This is a genomic window from Desulfobacter curvatus DSM 3379 (assembly GCF_000373985.1).
GTDB classification, from domain to species: Bacteria; Desulfobacterota; Desulfobacteria; order Desulfobacterales; family Desulfobacteraceae; genus Desulfobacter; species Desulfobacter curvatus.
Genome location: NZ_KB893132.1, coordinates 1 through 15,798, shown reverse-complemented (window position 1 = coordinate 15,798; position 15,798 = coordinate 1). Strand labels below are relative to the sequence as shown.

At 46.2% G+C, this 15,798-nt stretch carries 20 protein-coding genes, 1 tRNA gene and 1 pseudogene; 7 read left to right on the top strand and 15 right to left on the bottom strand.

The features are described from left to right. Positions 1-101 precede the first annotated feature (101 nt). From B147_RS33060 to B147_RS0126840, 10 genes are all read right to left on the bottom strand, one after another. The gene (locus B147_RS33060; RefSeq protein ID WP_020590292.1) at positions 102-362 is read right to left on the bottom strand and encodes a type II toxin-antitoxin system Phd/YefM family antitoxin; all 261 of its coding nucleotides are present in this window, start codon (positions 360-362) and stop codon (positions 102-104) included. Between the two features lie 142 nt (positions 363-504). After that, the gene (locus B147_RS33625; protein WP_020590291.1) at positions 505-885 is read right to left on the bottom strand and encodes a VOC family protein; all 381 of its coding nucleotides are present in this window, start codon (positions 883-885) and stop codon (positions 505-507) included. A 35-nt stretch (positions 886-920) separates the two neighbouring features. After that, complete coding sequence (locus tag B147_RS0126875) at positions 921-1,385, bottom strand: UPF0158 family protein (RefSeq protein WP_020590290.1); 465 nt, start codon at positions 1,383-1,385, stop codon at positions 921-923. A 377-nt stretch (positions 1,386-1,762) separates the two neighbouring features. Then, positions 1,763-2,098 (bottom strand): hypothetical protein, encoded by a 336-nt coding sequence (locus B147_RS29650; protein ID WP_020590288.1) that lies wholly within the window; start codon positions 2,096-2,098, stop codon positions 1,763-1,765. A gap of 177 nt (positions 2,099-2,275) precedes the next feature. Then, complete coding sequence (locus tag B147_RS33285; RefSeq protein WP_281167918.1) at positions 2,276-2,440, bottom strand: helix-turn-helix domain-containing protein; 165 nt, start codon at positions 2,438-2,440, stop codon at positions 2,276-2,278. Positions 2,441-2,454: 14 nt separating this feature from the next. Next, positions 2,455-2,781 (bottom strand): Fic family protein, encoded by a 327-nt coding sequence (locus tag B147_RS33280; RefSeq protein ID WP_026259852.1) that lies wholly within the window; start codon positions 2,779-2,781, stop codon positions 2,455-2,457. Continuing rightward, entirely contained in the window at positions 2,775-2,948 is a 174-nt protein-coding gene (locus tag B147_RS33275; protein WP_281167917.1) for a hypothetical protein, read from the bottom strand. Before B147_RS33275 ends, B147_RS33280 begins: the two co-directional genes overlap by 7 nt. Positions 2,949-3,135: 187 nt before the next feature. Beyond that, positions 3,136-4,011: a hypothetical protein gene (locus tag B147_RS0126850; RefSeq protein WP_020590287.1), complete on the bottom strand. Its 876-nt coding sequence runs from the start codon at positions 4,009-4,011 to the stop codon at positions 3,136-3,138. A gap of 12 nt (positions 4,012-4,023) precedes the next feature. Further along, positions 4,024-4,392: a DUF751 domain-containing protein gene (locus tag B147_RS0126845; RefSeq protein WP_157238048.1), complete on the bottom strand. Its 369-nt coding sequence runs from the start codon at positions 4,390-4,392 to the stop codon at positions 4,024-4,026. 31 nt (positions 4,393-4,423) lie between these two features. After that, on the bottom strand, positions 4,424-4,693 hold the full coding sequence (locus B147_RS0126840; RefSeq protein WP_020590285.1) for a hypothetical protein: 270 nt from the start codon (positions 4,691-4,693) through the stop codon (positions 4,424-4,426). A gap of 427 nt (positions 4,694-5,120) precedes the next feature. Here B147_RS0126840 and B147_RS0126835 point away from each other — a divergent pair, with 427 nt between their 5' ends. The 6 genes from B147_RS0126835 to B147_RS0126810 all read left to right on the top strand — a co-directional run bounded on the left by B147_RS0126835 (position 5,121) and on the right by B147_RS0126810 (position 12,331). Continuing rightward, on the top strand, positions 5,121-6,398 hold the full coding sequence (locus B147_RS0126835; protein WP_083927993.1) for a TonB-dependent siderophore receptor: 1,278 nt from the start codon (positions 5,121-5,123) through the stop codon (positions 6,396-6,398). Continuing rightward, positions 6,379-7,050, top strand: a complete 672-nt coding sequence (locus tag B147_RS0126830) for a TonB-dependent receptor (protein ID WP_026259850.1) — start codon at positions 6,379-6,381, stop codon at positions 7,048-7,050. The genes B147_RS0126835 and B147_RS0126830 overlap by 20 nt, the downstream gene beginning before the upstream one ends. A 23-nt stretch (positions 7,051-7,073) precedes the next feature. Further along, positions 7,074-7,388, top strand: coding sequence for a TroA family protein (locus B147_RS0126825; RefSeq protein ID WP_020590284.1), 315 nt, complete (start codon positions 7,074-7,076; stop codon positions 7,386-7,388). Positions 7,389-7,427: 39 nt separating this feature from the next. Continuing rightward, on the top strand, positions 7,428-8,765 hold the full coding sequence (locus B147_RS30800; protein WP_020590283.1) for a nitrogenase component 1: 1,338 nt from the start codon (positions 7,428-7,430) through the stop codon (positions 8,763-8,765). Then, entirely contained in the window at positions 8,704-10,023 is a 1,320-nt protein-coding gene (locus B147_RS29635; protein ID WP_020590282.1) for a nitrogenase component 1, read from the top strand. Before B147_RS30800 ends, B147_RS29635 begins: the two co-directional genes overlap by 62 nt. Before the next feature lie 253 nt (positions 10,024-10,276). Continuing rightward, positions 10,277-12,331: a TonB-dependent receptor plug domain-containing protein gene (locus B147_RS0126810; protein ID WP_020590281.1), complete on the top strand. Its 2,055-nt coding sequence runs from the start codon at positions 10,277-10,279 to the stop codon at positions 12,329-12,331. A 33-nt stretch (positions 12,332-12,364) separates the two neighbouring features. Here B147_RS0126810 and queC read toward each other — a convergent pair whose 3' ends face one another. From queC to queD, 3 genes are read right to left on the bottom strand one after another with little or no spacing between them, the layout of a single operon-like run. Next, positions 12,365-13,054, bottom strand: a complete 690-nt coding sequence (queC, locus tag B147_RS0126805) for a 7-cyano-7-deazaguanine synthase QueC (protein WP_020590280.1) — start codon at positions 13,052-13,054, stop codon at positions 12,365-12,367. A gap of 3 nt (positions 13,055-13,057) precedes the next feature. Then, the gene (locus B147_RS0126800) at positions 13,058-13,702 is read right to left on the bottom strand and encodes a 7-carboxy-7-deazaguanine synthase QueE (RefSeq protein WP_020590279.1); all 645 of its coding nucleotides are present in this window, start codon (positions 13,700-13,702) and stop codon (positions 13,058-13,060) included. Continuing rightward, a complete protein-coding gene (gene queD / locus B147_RS0126795; protein ID WP_020590278.1) occupies positions 13,703-14,083 on the bottom strand; it encodes a 6-carboxytetrahydropterin synthase QueD in 381 nt (126 codons plus the stop codon). A gap of 259 nt (positions 14,084-14,342) precedes the next feature. Here queD and mmuM point away from each other — a divergent pair, with 259 nt between their 5' ends. Continuing rightward, positions 14,343-15,293: a homocysteine S-methyltransferase gene (gene mmuM / locus B147_RS0126790; RefSeq protein ID WP_020590277.1), complete on the top strand. Its 951-nt coding sequence runs from the start codon at positions 14,343-14,345 to the stop codon at positions 15,291-15,293. Between the two features lie 46 nt (positions 15,294-15,339). On the opposite strand, the gene B147_RS0126785 is transcribed toward mmuM, so the two are convergent. Both B147_RS0126785 and B147_RS32605 read right to left on the bottom strand, forming a co-directional pair. Then, positions 15,340-15,416, bottom strand: a tRNA-Met gene (locus tag B147_RS0126785). A 162-nt stretch (positions 15,417-15,578) separates the two neighbouring features. Continuing rightward, positions 15,579-15,798: pseudogene (locus B147_RS32605) on the bottom strand (hypothetical protein); the annotation flags it as partial.

Below are 15,798 nucleotides of genomic sequence, written 5' to 3'. Positions count from 1 at the left end.
AATAAAAGTGTTGTGGAACAAAAAGCCATACAACCAATGGAACGCTATTCCCTTTTTTGAGGGGAGTGTTTCATATAAAAAAGAAAATGCGGAGAAAATGCTCATGCTGCGCTCATACTATAAATCGGGACGATGGAACTGTCTGAAACAAATGGCCAATTCACATATTTCATTGTTAGCTGCATAACCGTGAAAATGGGAATGCGCCCTTCCTCATAGGCATCAACTCCGATAATTACCGCTGATGCCCTACCTCTTTGTGTAATTATTAAAGGGTCCTTACTTTTTTGTAATCGTTTTAGCAGCTTTGCCGCATCTTGCCTTAAATCGCTTATTGGAATAATATTTGATAGCTTGCCCATATTGTACCTCCTATGATACTTTTGCATGTATCACCAACAAGCATAGAAAGCAAGCTTTTAAAAAGCTTGGATAATCAATTTTAATGCGCCAACGGGCTCTTGCCGCGGGCGCAGTTTTTAGCGCTCCGCTGCAAGAGAGAGGTCAGCAATCCCCATTTGTAATTTCTACGCATTCGAACCTTATTCTATTCGAATCACGCCATTCGCACCACTTGTAATTTCTTGTTTTGAAAAACGAGACTTCCCCCGTCTCTAAATCGTTAATCCCCATTCGTCTTAATTCATCCACAACCAGGGAAACAGAATCAACCTGAAATGAAATGTGTTGTTTTTCAAGGAATTCAGATTCGGCTTTATGTTCCATCACGAAAAAATGAACGTGTTCAGATTCCACAACGAGCGTGGTTTGTGCGTCATCTCGAAACCAGCACGTAAATCCGAAAAGTCTCTCCAGATATTTTTTCGTTTCTTTAATGGATTTCACCAACAGGCACGTGTGGTCAATTGCACAAGGTTTTATCATGATATATTCCCTGAGGATTTACCATAAAATTGGGGTCATGACTGGGAGGCCAAAGGGTCGCCCTTGAACGGTACCAATTCTGCATCAAGTTTTTCAACCTTGAGCCATTCTGCGGCAAGCCTGCGGAGTTCTTTGTCGTGAAAATCAAACCACTGCCGGCGGAGGTCACCCATGTCTGCAAGTGCACTCCTAAAATTGCTGAATGGTTTTTTCCATGACAAGAGCTTCCAGAGAAGGTCGCGATCTTCGCCTTCCGGCAGTCCTGCCACGAAGTTTTCCATAATCCGGAATCCCTCATGTGAATCAATCGGCTCTATCCGGAGGTATCTATCCGGATCTTGCTCAAGCTTCTCAAATATCTCCTCTTGCTCCGGTTCGTCATAATCTTCGAAGGTCACGAGTATCTCACCGGTTTGCTTGTCAATATGGCCGGTTCGGAATCCGCTGTGATCTTCGAGCAGATCAAGCAGATCCGAATCTATGATTTTGATTTTTCCCATGTCATCACTCAATTTTCCCAACAATCAATCATACAGCTTTTCTTTTGTAAAACTCTGAAAATCATTTTTGACCCATATCAAAAAAAATTGGAATAACCAATGAAAAAAGACGATCCATCCTGATATTCAGGCTCGTTGCACCAAGTTTTAAATCGGGCGGGAATAACAGGAATGGCCAACACGATCAATAACAAGCATCACTTATTCGTTAGACTATTTTTTGTTACCAAACTTGGCTTTGCCCACCTTGGATAAAAGTGCAGCTATGGTAATGATCAGCATTATTAAAAAAGTGTATTGCCCAAAAATTTGAAAGACTCCCCATGCCAGCGCTGTAAGTACAACGCATGCGAATAAAAAAAATATATTTTTTAACATTATGCGTACTCGAAACTTGAGGGTGAAATTTTGGCTCGAATTCCAAAGCTGTTTCTAACCGTATGTTTCTTATTTAAAATTTGAGAATTGTGTGTGTAGAATGAAGCTATCCCCTCAAATTGTAGGTTGTTTTGATGTATAAATGCGAATAAATCTGATATGCGTGAGCCTCGCCCTAACACCCGACCAATTGCGACTGCAATACTACCAATAACAGCGCCTGTATATGCCGCTGCGCCAAATGAAGCGGCAACAGCTAATTGTTCTAAACCGACAGTTGCACCAATTAACTCTCCGATTGTGGCTCCCTTTCCTAAAGTTGCCAAAGTTCCCACAAGGGTAGATGCTGTTGCTACAGCCGTTTGATATGTATCGAATAGTATTGATTTGCTATATTAAATTCCAAATGTCACAGTATTTGTCATAGCTATGTCACAGCTCTGTGTCATAGTTTGTCATAGCTATGATAAAACATAATGGCGTGTTGGGTCTATAGGCCCGGCCCCAGCTTCTTAGATCAAACCTTTTTCCAAAAATGATTTTAAATCTCGCTGCAGACTGCGCCGGTTAACTTCAGGGCAAAGTTCTTCAAAGTTTTTTATAGTGAGTTTCCCATGGGCTAATAAAAATTCTATAGCCTTCCCTTGCCGCTCATTTAGCCCATGTTTTTGAGTCATAACGTCTCTGCGGATTACCGTTCGCCACGCGCTTTAACCTCAATCATTTGAGTTTCCAAACCGGTGATAAAATAATCCAGCCATCCGGTCATATCCATGTCGTTTTCACGAACACTTTGAATTGTTTTATAAAAAGTCTGTCTGTCACGGTCATAATATTCACTAATGGTGGACAATCGTTTAAAATCATACCCGGCCTTGTAAAGACATAGCGTTGATAATAACCTTGAGGTTCGCCCGTTACCGTCAAGGAACGGATGGATATGGACCAGTTGGAATTGGGCAATCCCACTGATTAAAGCCGGATGGATTTCAAGATCCGAATTCAGCCATTTTACCATTTTAGGGTGGTATGATGGGCCTCTTTAATTAGCGCCTGGTTTCCCATATCCCTTACCCAGTCATCGGATAACTTTGCGGCTTCCAAAAATCCCCGCGCACGCTCAATCTGTGTAATGGCGGATGTCATGCGGTTGTTGATAGAGAATATGGGGTTGAAACCTGTCATAGATTGTCTCCATCTATTGAAAAATCTGGGGTCTTGAACTATCATTTTTTTATTTTTCAAGACCTAACCCTGCTCGTGTTTTATTTTTTTCCTTGATCTTGGCATATAATGCCTCCTTTAAGTTTGGAGGTATTATATGGCCCCGCTGGGCGTGGCGGTAGATGGGGTTTAAATATCAATTACGTTTTTAACCTACATCGCACTCATTCACAAGGTAAAGAAAATAAATATCTCCACTGTTTGGCTCTAAAGCCCCAAATTCGACTAAAGGCGCCCCAATAAACTTCATTTCATCTTCATTTCCTAAATAAGGGTGCGCTTTTAAAAAATCATTTTCGTTGTTGAAATATATAACCGAAACCCTTTTATTTTCTGTATTTTCAAATTTTCCTGTCCGATTCCTTTTATCTAAAGCTAACATTTTACCCCTGTATATGACTGGTGGTCCAACCTGGCGACCAGCAACAGCTTTGTGGAATCTTTCACTTTTGGGTTTGTCGAAATTGAAAGTCTGAGTTGAAGACCCAGTTAAACTAAGCTCAAGAGAGCTATCTCCTGAATATTCAGCTCTAATTATAGATAGGACTTGATCAATTTCTTTAGCAATTGATCTATCCCCATATTTCCTCTTAATTTCTTGTGTCGGTTGATCTACAACATCTTGAAATTGTCTGGGTCTGATAATTTTGTTGCGAACTTGCCGCTTTCTATCTTCAACTTGGTTGTTTAATGAGTCTTTGTACTCATCGGCTTGGTTAACTGCTTGATCAATAGCATTAGAAACACGATCCGCAATTTCGGGAGATTTTTTGTTTCTTGAAAAGAAATTTACAATGTATCCTCCCTCTTTGGGAGCCTGCACTAAATATTTTGTGACATCATAATCGTCTTTGGACATGCGGGCGTATTTCCATACACCTTTATATTTCAGGTCCAAATACGCTCTATCTACCGCTTTTTGTATGTAAAGAAAGGTTTGGCCAAGCACTCGCATGGGTATCTGATGATTATCTGTAATGTCTCCATCGTAATGAATTCGGATTTTGGAAGTAAATTTTTCCATATAATTCCCCAACTAAAATAGATTTTTGAGCCCAAAAACAACTAAGCTTGAGACGCCAATTAAATACGAAAGCAAGGAAGAAAAAATTAAACCTATGGTTAAATTTTGGACTTTATCCCTTCGTTCTATACTTTCTCTTTCAGAAGCTTTCTCTATTATACAAGCTTGAGAGAAGGCACAGATGATAGTGGATAAAAGAAAACTACATAAGGCAACCGCGATACAGATTTTCCATTCTGGTTTTTTAAACAATTTCTCTATGAAAGTGACTACAAGGAGAATTGAACCGGTACATAGTGTAGAGATATATTTTATATATTCAAATTCAAACTTGTAGATTTCAATTTCGCTCCAATCATGGTCTGGAATTTGGTTCATCATTTATCCTGTGCTGAATGGATTTATAATGCTGCTAATCAGCCGCACGGCTTTTTGGGCCTTCTGCTTTACCTTTGTTAGTCAAAAACAAATCGAGATTTGCTGCTTGCGCTAAATATATACGGTTCTGGACAACTTTCTCTGCATCCCGGTATTTTTGAGAGCGTTTTGGATATTCAATTTGTAATTGCCTTAAAGCACTTTTTGCAGATTTGTATTGAGTCAAGGCAAGATTGTACTCCCCATACCAGAACTCATCATCTCCTTCTCTCAAGAAGCCGGGGTCTTGAATTCTTATTTTCAAGACCTGATCCTATTCGCACTCAGTGATTCGAAGTCCTATCCCGATTGGGTTTTATTATTATGTGTCTGAATTTAGTTTTTTTAATGAACTTGTTCAATCACTTTCTGAACTTCATCATTATTTCAAAAATCCATTACCACAATGGATGGCAACTATTCTCCGTTCGCACCCGTTCCCAAGCCCATAACCACAGCGGGTACAGTGTGGCCTGGGTTGTCCGCATGTATGCCGATGCGGTGAATGTTCGATTGGGTTCGAAACAACATATATTTTGTTCGGTTTCGTACGGCATGAAGTTGTGGATCTCTATTTTTTAACGAAAAGCCACGTTTTTGAGCTGAATTTAACATGGCATGGCAATTGCTGTTTGCAAGTTAATAACAGTTCAGGGAGGCTTTTTTATGGACATTATGAGCAGAGAAAAGAGATGAGGAAACCATTGATTTGCCGCTTTATCGGATACGAACACTACGTTGTTTTTTGGGTATTGCTCTTATTGTTGGGTTGGCCGGTTCCCGTTTGGTCCGTTGAGCCTCTGACTTCCCATTCGGAACAGCAAACGGCGCCGGACGAGGGCTCAACCACCCCGGATGGTGAGCTTCCGCTTACGAAATTGTCCGAACTGGAGGTTACCGGAACTAAAGAGATCGAGCCGTCTTCCAAAGACGGAAGCACGGAAAACGGCTACCGTGTGAAAAGCGCATCAATGGGAGCGCTGGGCGAAAAGTCCTTACTGGATACCCCCTATTCCATTAATGTGATTTCGTCCGATTTTATGGAAAATCTCCAAGCGCAATCCGTTGCCGATGCCCTCAAATACAATCCCACGGTCAGCTCTGGAAGCGGGGCGAACGGCGTCGGAGGTGGCGCCGGTTTTCAGATCAGGGGATTTCACACCCAGACCAACGAGTCATTCATTGACGGTCTGCGCATATACTCCCGCACACCGGTTGAAGATAAGGAACGGATAGAGGTCATAAACGGACCGGCGGGCTTTTTGTACGGTATCGCCAATAGCGCCGGTGTCATCAATTACGTGCTGAAGCGTCCCACCGACACGCCGTTGCTGAATGCCACCATCGGCAATTACAGCGGCGAACAGGGCTATATCCACGGTGATCTGGGCGGTCCCATCGATTCTGCCGGAAAGTTCGGTTACCGGCTCAATCTTCTTTACGTGGACAATGGCGACACGGGCATTGACGACCAGACCCATGAACGATACCTGATTAGCGGCGCGTTTGACTGGCATATCAGTCCGGACACGCTGTTATCCATGGATTATTCACTGTTCGATATACAGATCAACCATGGCGACGATATATTCAAGATCGGCTTTGATGTCACTACCATTCCTGACGCGCCGGACGCGGCAAAGAATTACATGCCGGACTACAGCTTTGCCGAAGACCGTTACAGCAGGTTCGGGATCAAGCTGACTTCCAAGCTCAGCGAGGTGTTTTCCCTGCGCTCGGCCTTTGCCTACAGCGATACGAACAGATACCGGCACCGGGCAAAAGTCATTATCATCAATAATGCCGGCGATTATACAATGACCAGGAATTACTACGATACCGACAGGTTGGTCAGCGAAGGGTATCTGTTCTTTGATGCGGATTTTGATACCGGCCTTGTCGGGCATAAGGTGACTGTCGGACTGACTGAAGAATATTCGGAAATTAAATATGCCTATCCTTTTACATAACTATATCGAAGCCTTTCAGAAAGGCGATACCGCGCCGGACACCGCCGCCAACGCCAACGAGACGCTGGAACCCTATGTCGGCACCCAGGTGGAGGTGGGCGCCAAAGCCGAACTTGGCAGGGTAAATCTGAGTGCGGCGGTTTTCAGGATCGAACAGGCCAACGCCTATACTGATGCCGTTACCAATATTTACAGCGAAGACGGCCGGGAGATTCATATCGGTGGAGAGTTTTCCGTTTTCGGCAAGGTCACGGAAAATCTTACCCTGGGCGGTGGCTTTACCATTCTCCGGGCCTACGTGGATAAAATCGCCACCGCTGATTTGGAGGACAAGACGCCCACGGGGGTCCCAGAAAAAATGGCGCGCGTTTACGCCGAATACGCACTGCCTTGGGTTAAAGGCCTGACGATAACAGGTGGCGCGTCGTACATCGGTTCGCAATACGTGAACAGCATGAACACCCTCTCCATTCCGAGCGTTGTTACCGGAGATGTGGGCGCCCGTTACCAGATAAAACTGTATGGCCGCGATCTCACCTTACGGTTTAACGTGGCCAATGTTACCGATGAAGATTACTGGACCACAACGGGCAGTTCTTTGTCGCTGGGTGCGCCCCGAACCTTTGCCTTCTCCACTTCCATAAAGTTTTAAGGAAAAGGGGAAGTTGTTATCAAGTGGACGTTATCATCCTGACGGAAAGGGCCGCAAAGGAGGAGGTTCTGAAAAGCGGGCGCTGGAGAGACATCAACGCAGTGAAAAACGGACGGGTTTATGTAAATCCCCGGGGGATCTACCTGTGGTCGGTCCGCAGCGCGGAAGAAGCGCTTCAGATATTGTGGGCGGCAAAGGTGATTCATCCCGAGCTGTTTGCAGATCTGGATATGGTGGCGGAAGTACGCAAATTCCACAAAAAGTTTTACAAGTATGATCTGACCGCTGACGAGGCGGGCAGGATGTTGCTTGCATTGCCGCCTGACTCCCAAGGTTAATTTTTTTCATATCAACATTAAATTATCGGGGCGTAAAAAATGAAGACCCATGTTCTTGATGCCAACGCGACCACACCTGCTGACAGCGCTAAGTTCAGACAATGTTCTGTTTGTTCCATTCCCCCTGTATTGAAAATACTATCGACGATCAGCGGCGTTGGAATCATTATTCATTCCGCCTCGGGATGTGCAGCGTCTTTTGCCGATATTGACCGCAGTTTCAGGTTCGGGTTAAAGCGCAGGGGAAAGCCGTTGAAGAAGGCGATTCTGGTCAATACCCGGCTCAATGAGATGGATCATATCTACGGTGCTGAACAAAAATTATATACAACAATCGTTGATACAATAAAGCAGCACAGCCCCAAGGCACTGTTTGTGGCTGCCAGTTGCGGCTCCGGCATTAACGGCTGTGACATTCAACAGATTGCCTGGCAGGCGACACAGGAGTTTAATATTCCTGTAATCCCAATGGTCTGTGAGGTGTTTGTAACCAAAAAATGGGGCTCCGGCCTCAATTTTAAGAAGTATGGCAACTTCCAGCATCTCTTCCACACGGAGAATTCTGTTAAAAACACGCCTTTTTTCAATGTCATTGATTTCAGCGGTAGTGGGACGGTAAAAAAGATATTGAACGAAACCGGTTTTAACTGGAATTTTATAGCTCAATACGAACCCATTGATAATTGGTCGGCAATGGCAAACGCCGACCTTACGTTCTGTGTCTCAACAGATCATTTGTCCTTGTTTATTGCCGAACATGTGGTTTTGAACCATGGTGTGCCGTATGTAAAACTCCCGGGATTTTACGGGTTTACGCAATCCGATCAATGCCTGAATACCTTTGGGAAATGGCTGTCGGCCGAAGATACTTTTGCAAACCTGATAAAAAAATATCATGCGGAATACAACGACACCTTAACAAAACTGCAAAGGCAACTGCGTCAATTAGAGGTATTGCCTATCCTGTCAAACAGAAACGACTGGAATAAACTCATCCCTTTACTGTCAACGCTTGGGGTTGCGCTCCCTGATATTGACGCGTTGAAATTAACCCTGAGACGAATGTCTCATTTTAAACTGGTTAAACTGGCAAACAAACTGAAACCGGAGCTGATCATTTCCCGCCACCACAGTTATGCTGCACAAAACGCCATAACCCATTGCCCTTCAATCTGGTTGGGTGATGATTGCGATATTGTCGGCTACCCGGGGACCATCAGGCTGGGTGAAACCATACTCGAAAAAATAAGCAATCCGTATTTTTTTAAACGCATGGCCCGATACCCGGTTCATCCCTACAAAAAGGAGCGGACAAATGATTACCCGGAAAAACGCGAACATGGGAATAAAACAGTTATGCCCGTTGGCGTGTTTTAGCCTTGTTTCAAGCATTAACGGGGCTGTACCCATATTGCATAGCGGGGCGGAATGCTGCCTTCGTCTGCAAAAAGGGCTTTATTCGTGTAACGGGATGCAAAGTATTGACTGCACCATTCCTGACGATAATATCCACAGGAACGCTTGTGTGCCGGGCAGTGAAGATTCGCTGCGAAGCCTGATTGAGGGCAGCCTTGCCGTGTTGGATACCCGGCTTCTGGTGATTATGACGGGCTGTATTGTCGAATTGACCGGTGACGATGTGGCAGCCGTTGTACGTGAATACAGAAAAAAAAGCGTCTCTATTATTTTATCAAAGACCGCCGGGTTTAAAGGAGATATTCATCAGGGGTATGAGTGGGTAATTCAATCTATCATACAACAGTTTGTTCCCCGGGGAGAGGCACCTGCCCAACGGGGAGTGGTGAATCTCTGGATTCCCACACCATGCTACGACAGTTTTTGGGAAGGAAATCAGGACGCAGTTATTCAAATGCTGGAACAATCCGGCCTGCGTGTTAACCGTTTATTCGGATATGGCTCGGATATTGAGAACTGGAAAGAAATTCCCCGGGCAGAGTGCAATATTCTTCTCTCGGCCTGGGTTGGCCTTTCAACGATGGAGATGATGGAAAACCTGTTCGGTACGCCTTGCTTTCATTACCCGGTTTTGCCGGTCGGTGCGGTAGAATGCGAGGCGTTTTTACTGGGATTGTCTTCCTTTATGAAACGGAACCCGGACAAACCGCTTGAATATCTCAAGCGGGAAGAAAAGCGTTTTTACCATTTTTTCAAAAAAGCATCTGATTTTTTGTCTGTTTATAATACCGGGTTCCCCGACCGGTTTTACATCATTGCCGATTCAACCCGGGCATTAAGTTTTTTCCGGTTTTTGTATGCTGACATGGGAATAACGCCGGGGAAACAATATATTACCGATCCGGTACCGGAAAAGTACCGTGAAAGGATTAACGCACTGTTTGTTCAATACTTTCCTTCTGCGGCAATTGTTTTTGTTGACGATTCATTCGATATCGAGGCCGACATCGGGCAATGTGCCGCAAACAGGAGACCTCTGGTACTGGCAAGCGGTTGTGAACAACAGCTTGCGTCAAAACTTGATGCCGCTTTTGTTGAAATCGCATTTCCGGTATCAAACAGGCTGGTACTTAACCGTTCGTATGCCGGATACAACGGGGGCTTGACCTTACTTGAAGACGTTGCATCGTCAATTTTGGATTATGCCGGTTTAGATTGAAAATACTGAAGCAAAGGTACGTTTTTTCTTCTGATTGTACGTACCGGTACATTTTATCTACGCAAGCAGCATCACCCACAAACGAATTCTTTGTTGTATCTACCTGTAATTTTATGAAAAAACTACATCTCTTTTTCAGGCATGCTTTTTGCCATCATGCTTCTTAGTAGTTGATAACCCGTCAAGCGTTACATCAGACTTAAATGACAAGCTGAAAGGAAAGGAGATTAAGGTGAGAAGCAGGATAAAAATAATGGTCATTTTACTTGTACTCTGGCAGAGCCTGGGCATGTCAGCCCAGGGGCAGGAAGTTGAAGAAAATACTGCTCAGGAACTTGAACCCATTACAATTTCCGGAAAAAAAGAAGTCCCCTACGAGGTGCCGGTTACAAGCCGCTACTATCTGCCGGAAAGTGTGCAGGCGACCCTGACCCTGACCAGAGAGGATATTGAAGCCATTCAGCCCCACGATGTCAGCGACCTGATTGAGACTTCCCTTGGCATGAGCATCCGTCGCCAGGGCGCACGGGTGCATAATTTTTCTTTCAGCCGTGGTGACAGTGTCAGCGTTATCCTGAACGGTGTTTATCTGACCAGTACCGAGGCGAGCCGTATGATTGGCGACATTCCGGTAGAAATGATCGATTCCATCAAATTCGTGCGTGATGCTTCGGTTATCACGGTCGGGCCGCTGATGTCCTTTGGTTCGGCATCTGCAGGCTCCCCCAATCAGGGATTCATCATCATTGAAACCCGGAAAAAAGGGCCGGACACGCCATACGGTACAGAACTTCGCGCAAGTTATGCCTCTTATGACACCTGGAAGGCCTCGGGCTTCACTGGTCATTCATGGCTGGATGATCGTTTTACCTTCAGCGGCGGATATCAGCGAACCCAGAGCCAGGGAAGAGAGCACTGGAACAATGGCTATGAAGGTGACACCTTCCTGCTGAACGGTGGGCTTAACAGCGATGAACTGCAGGTGGGCGCATCGTTCTATTATAACAGTGCTTCAAGGGAAGTTCAGCGTCACATGGGCATCTATACAGGAGATACCGATTATCCGGAAAGCGGCCCTACGCCTGCCGGGGTGCTGAATAATAATATCTGGAAATATGATCCCATCGAAACCTTGCTTATGACATTCAACCTGACCCGCCCTTGGAATGAACACCAGACCACGTCGCTTACCTATGGCTGGAACAGAACCGAATCCACGCGCTATGGCTACACCACGACGACTGATAAAGATACGGTGATTAGCGATGAAGGAGAGGATCGATCCGAGGAGTGGAATCTGTCCCATGCAGTTGCCGGTGAAAAAAATACCCTGAAATTCGGTGCGCAGGTTGTCACCTGGTACCAGAGATCCGAGATGAGTTCCAATCCGGATGAGGAAAGAATCTATGGGGTGTATGCAACCGATGCCTATAAAATCACGCCGGACTGGTCTGTTGATGCGGCAATCCGGATGGATAAAAAGAAAATTATTCAGGGGGGAGACAAATACCTGTCCAGCGGAACCACAGTGAAACTATCGGACGGGGAGTGGACGGATGAAGCCTACGTCCTTTCCCTGGGGAATGCCTGGCAGGTCAATTCCGTATGGAAATTGACGGCCCGTTATTCGTTTAACCTGACGCCCACACCGGACGTGCTGACAACCCTTGATGACAAAGAGCTCCCCGATGAAGAACGGCACCGTTATGAAGTCGGTATTGAGGCTTTTTTCAACGACGCCTTCCGGATCATAGCAACGCCTTTTTATTATAACATAAAAAATTCCAAGGTCTCTGCCGGGTCCATTTCCACTGATGCCAACGGGGATCCTATCATTGACCCCGCTACCGGAGAAGAGACTACCCTGACAATATATGATGCCGATAACCGGGAACTTTATGGGTTTGAGATGAGCGTGAACGGCCGGTTTTTACATGGCATGCTGGGGTATGAATTGGGATGGACGCACTTTGTTGACAGTGACGAAGACGGTGAAACGGGCAATGAATTTCCTGAAAACAAGTATTCAGGCCGCCTCAACTGGCGCTATGGCGACTGGGACAGTAACGTGACGGTGCTCTATGTTTCACCGTACTTAAGCTATGGCTACACCGTGGGAGATTTCACCGTAATTAATATGAGCATTAGCTGGAACTATTCCGAGAATCTCAAGCTAACCCTTTTCGGGCAAAATCTGCTGGATGATGAATATACAACCAATAATAAGGGGTACCCGGCCAGAGCGTCATGGGGTGTTCTCCAGGATGTCGGTGCCACTTTCGGGGTTGCATTGAGCTATCGTTTTTAAAAATAAGCCTTTTTTCAACGAGCCCTTCAAATTCTATGTGTAGGGGGTTGGATCAGGGAGACCGGCTTCAGTAAATCCTTTTTTGCGGTGCAGGCAGGAGTCGCATTTTCCACAGGAGCGGCCTTGATCGTCGGGGTCATAACAGGAGATGGTCAAGCTGTAGTCTACGCCTAAACCATGCCCGGTGGTGATGATTTCGGATTTTGACATTTGGATCAAAGGGGTTTCAATGGTTAAAACCGTTTCTTTTGTTACCCCGGTTTTTGTGGCCAGGTTGGCCATGGTCTGGAAGGCTTCAATAAATTGGGGCCTGCAGTCCGGGTATCCTGAATAATCCACGGCGGTGACGCCGATGAAAATGGCTTCAGCCTTAAGCACTTCGGCCCAGGCCATGGCATAGGATAAAAAGATGGTGTTTCTGGCCGGTACATAGGTGACAGGAATTTGGGTTTGATCAATCTGGGTCACGCTATCGTGTTTGGGAACGGCAATGTCGTCGGTGAGTGCGGAACCGCCGAACTGGCGCAGATCAATGGTCACGATTTTATGGTCAATGGCGCCCAGATGGCCGGCCACTTTTTTTGCACATTCCAACTCCACGCTGTGGCGCTGGCCGTACCTGAAGCTTAAACTGTAAATATCGAACCCTCTATCCCTGGCGATGGCCATGGCCGTGGTGGAGTCAATACCGCCAGATGAAAGGACGACAGCTTTTTTTGTCATGGGTTATACTCCTCTTAAATCCGGATCCCAGATGATTTTGTGTTGTTGAAGGGACAGTCTTGCCCCCAGCCTGTCTTTGAGTATCCATGCCGCCAGGTCCGAAAGCGCAATACGGCCAAAAACCGGGCAGATGTGGATTTTCTCCCTGGGATGGTTCCCCAGGTGTGTCTGAATAATGGATGCGGCATATTCATAATCCTGCCTTGATCCCACGACAAATTTGATTTCATCCCGGGCTGTCATGTGATTGAAGTTGTCTAAAAGAAATGACCCGGCTTCCCCGGACAGGGGGCACTTGACATCCATAATACGGGTGCAGGCGGGATCCACAGACGCAATGCTTAAACTCCCATTGGTTTCCAGCAGCACCTGAAATCCCTTTTCCAGAAGTGCGGATATCAATGCCGGTGTCTGGGCCTGAATCAACGGTTCTCCGCCGGTAATTTCAACCATGGGGCATTCAAAGGCCGCTACCTGATCTACGATCTGATTTATGGTCATGGAAGTGGGTTGTGCAGCGGCATAGGTGGTGTCGCACCAGGAACAGGACAGATTGCAACCGGACAACCGGACAAACACGCAGGCAAGGCCTGCCCGGGTGGATTCTCCCTGCAGGCTGTAAAAAATTTCGCAGATGTCCAGGGGCACTTATATCTCCTGGTAGGATGATCCGCAGCCCGGGCTTTCAAATACCATGATTTTTTTGATCTTGATGAATTCGGTGTTCAGACGCCTGGACAGTTCCGAGTAGAGAAATTTAGCCAGATTTTCAGCCGTGGGATTGATTGATCCGAATTCGGCAACCTCATTAAGATTGGTGTGGTCCAGCCTGCTTAAAACATCTTTAACCACACTTTTGACATCTCTAAAATCTATACCCATGCCTAATTTGTTGAGCTTGCTGCATCGTATGTGCGCTTCAACAATCCAATTATGGCCGTGCAGATTTGAGCAGTTGCCGTCATAGCCCCTCAGGGAATGGGCCGCTGCAAAATGGTCTTGGACGCAAATGTCATATACGCCTGGCATAAAGTAGGTACTCCCTTATTAATAACGGCCATGGGCCGACCTGGTCTATCAACACCCAGGCTCAACCCACAATAAAACATGAAAGTAACTTAGGTACTTTCATATAACATAGCCCGGTGACTTGAAAAATCTATCATAAATTTGGCTCTGAATCAAAAATGTCAAGGTGATTAATTTTTTACTTTTCAATTTTATCTATGGATTTGATACGCTTTGGGTGTGGAATTCGAAATATAAAAAGGGCAGGGGGGAGATTACTATGGCCGATGTTATCCGTGCGTATCTTGAACAGCAGAAATATTTGATCATTGACGGGGCGCTTGGCACGGAGCTTGAGCGCCGGGGCTGCAACCTTGATGATCCGCTTTGGTCGGCCCGGCTTCTGGCAGACAATCCTGACATGATTGCGGCAGTTCATGCCGACTATCTTCATGCGGGTGCGGATTGTTTGATTACGGCAAGTTACCAGGCCTCTTTCCAGGGCCTGGCGCGTCAGGGGTATACCCCGGAACAGTCCCAAAAGCTTATCCGGTCTGCTGTAACGCTGGCAAAAACCGTCGTGGATGCTTTCTGGGCTGATCAAGCCAACCGGATCAACCGGCTTAAACCCCTGGTGGCCGCCTCCATAGGGCCCTACGGTGCCTTTATGGCAGACAGGTCGGAATATACCGGCAATTACGGCATAAGTGAAGATGCACTGGTTGAGTTTCACGAAGAGAGATTGAAAACACTGGTTTCAGCCGGCCCCGATCTTCTGGCCTGTGAGACCCTGCCCTGTTTTGCCGAAGCCAGAGCCCTTGTCCGGATACTGGAGGATTTGGAGTCGGATCTGGATATGATTCCTGCCTGGTTCAGCTTCAGTGCAAGGGACGGGCAGCACATCAACAGTGGAGAGGCCGTCCGGGATTGCGCCCAATGGCTGAATGACAAACCTTGTGTGACAGCCATGGGTATCAACTGCACGGATCCGGTCCATGTGGCGTCCCTTGTGAAAGAGATCCGGTCCGTGACCGATAAACCTGTGGTGGTATATCCCAATAAGGGCGAGGTGTATGACAATTTAACCAAATCCTGGGCCCCAAAGCCGGGCCTGCCCTCCTTTGCTGAAATGGCAAGTCAATGGAAAAAATACGGGGCCAGACTCATCGGAGGATGCTGCCATACAAGACCTGACGATATTCGCCAGCTTGCCCAGGCTCTGAAATCATAGGAGGGAAACCCAAAAAGCCCCTGAAGACAGGGGCCATTGTAGATGCTGGTAGCGACGCAGGGAATTGAACCCCGGACACTGCGGATATGAGCCGCATGCTCTGACCATCTGAGCTACGTCGCCACAAAAACCAGGATTAAATAGCACAATGTCAGTCTTTGTGTCAAATATAATTTTAATTTATTTTAAATAACGGCCACGGGCCGTCCTTGGTCTATCTACACCCAGACTTCGGCCCACAACAAAGATAGAAAGAATCCAGTGGGCGCATTCCCATTTTCCCGGTCATGCCGCCGGCATTGGATTGTGCGTGGTTGCCATGAGTTTCAAACAATCCCAACGCCCTGCTTTAAAGTATGATCGTAGCATAATCATTTTTTCTGCATTTTCCCGATACCAAAAAGTGCATGGACCTTTCAGACGTAAATTCACCACCCTACGAATTGAACTTTCAATAGCACCGCTGCCAATAGGTAAATTCAACGCTTTTACAGTGGGGAAATCA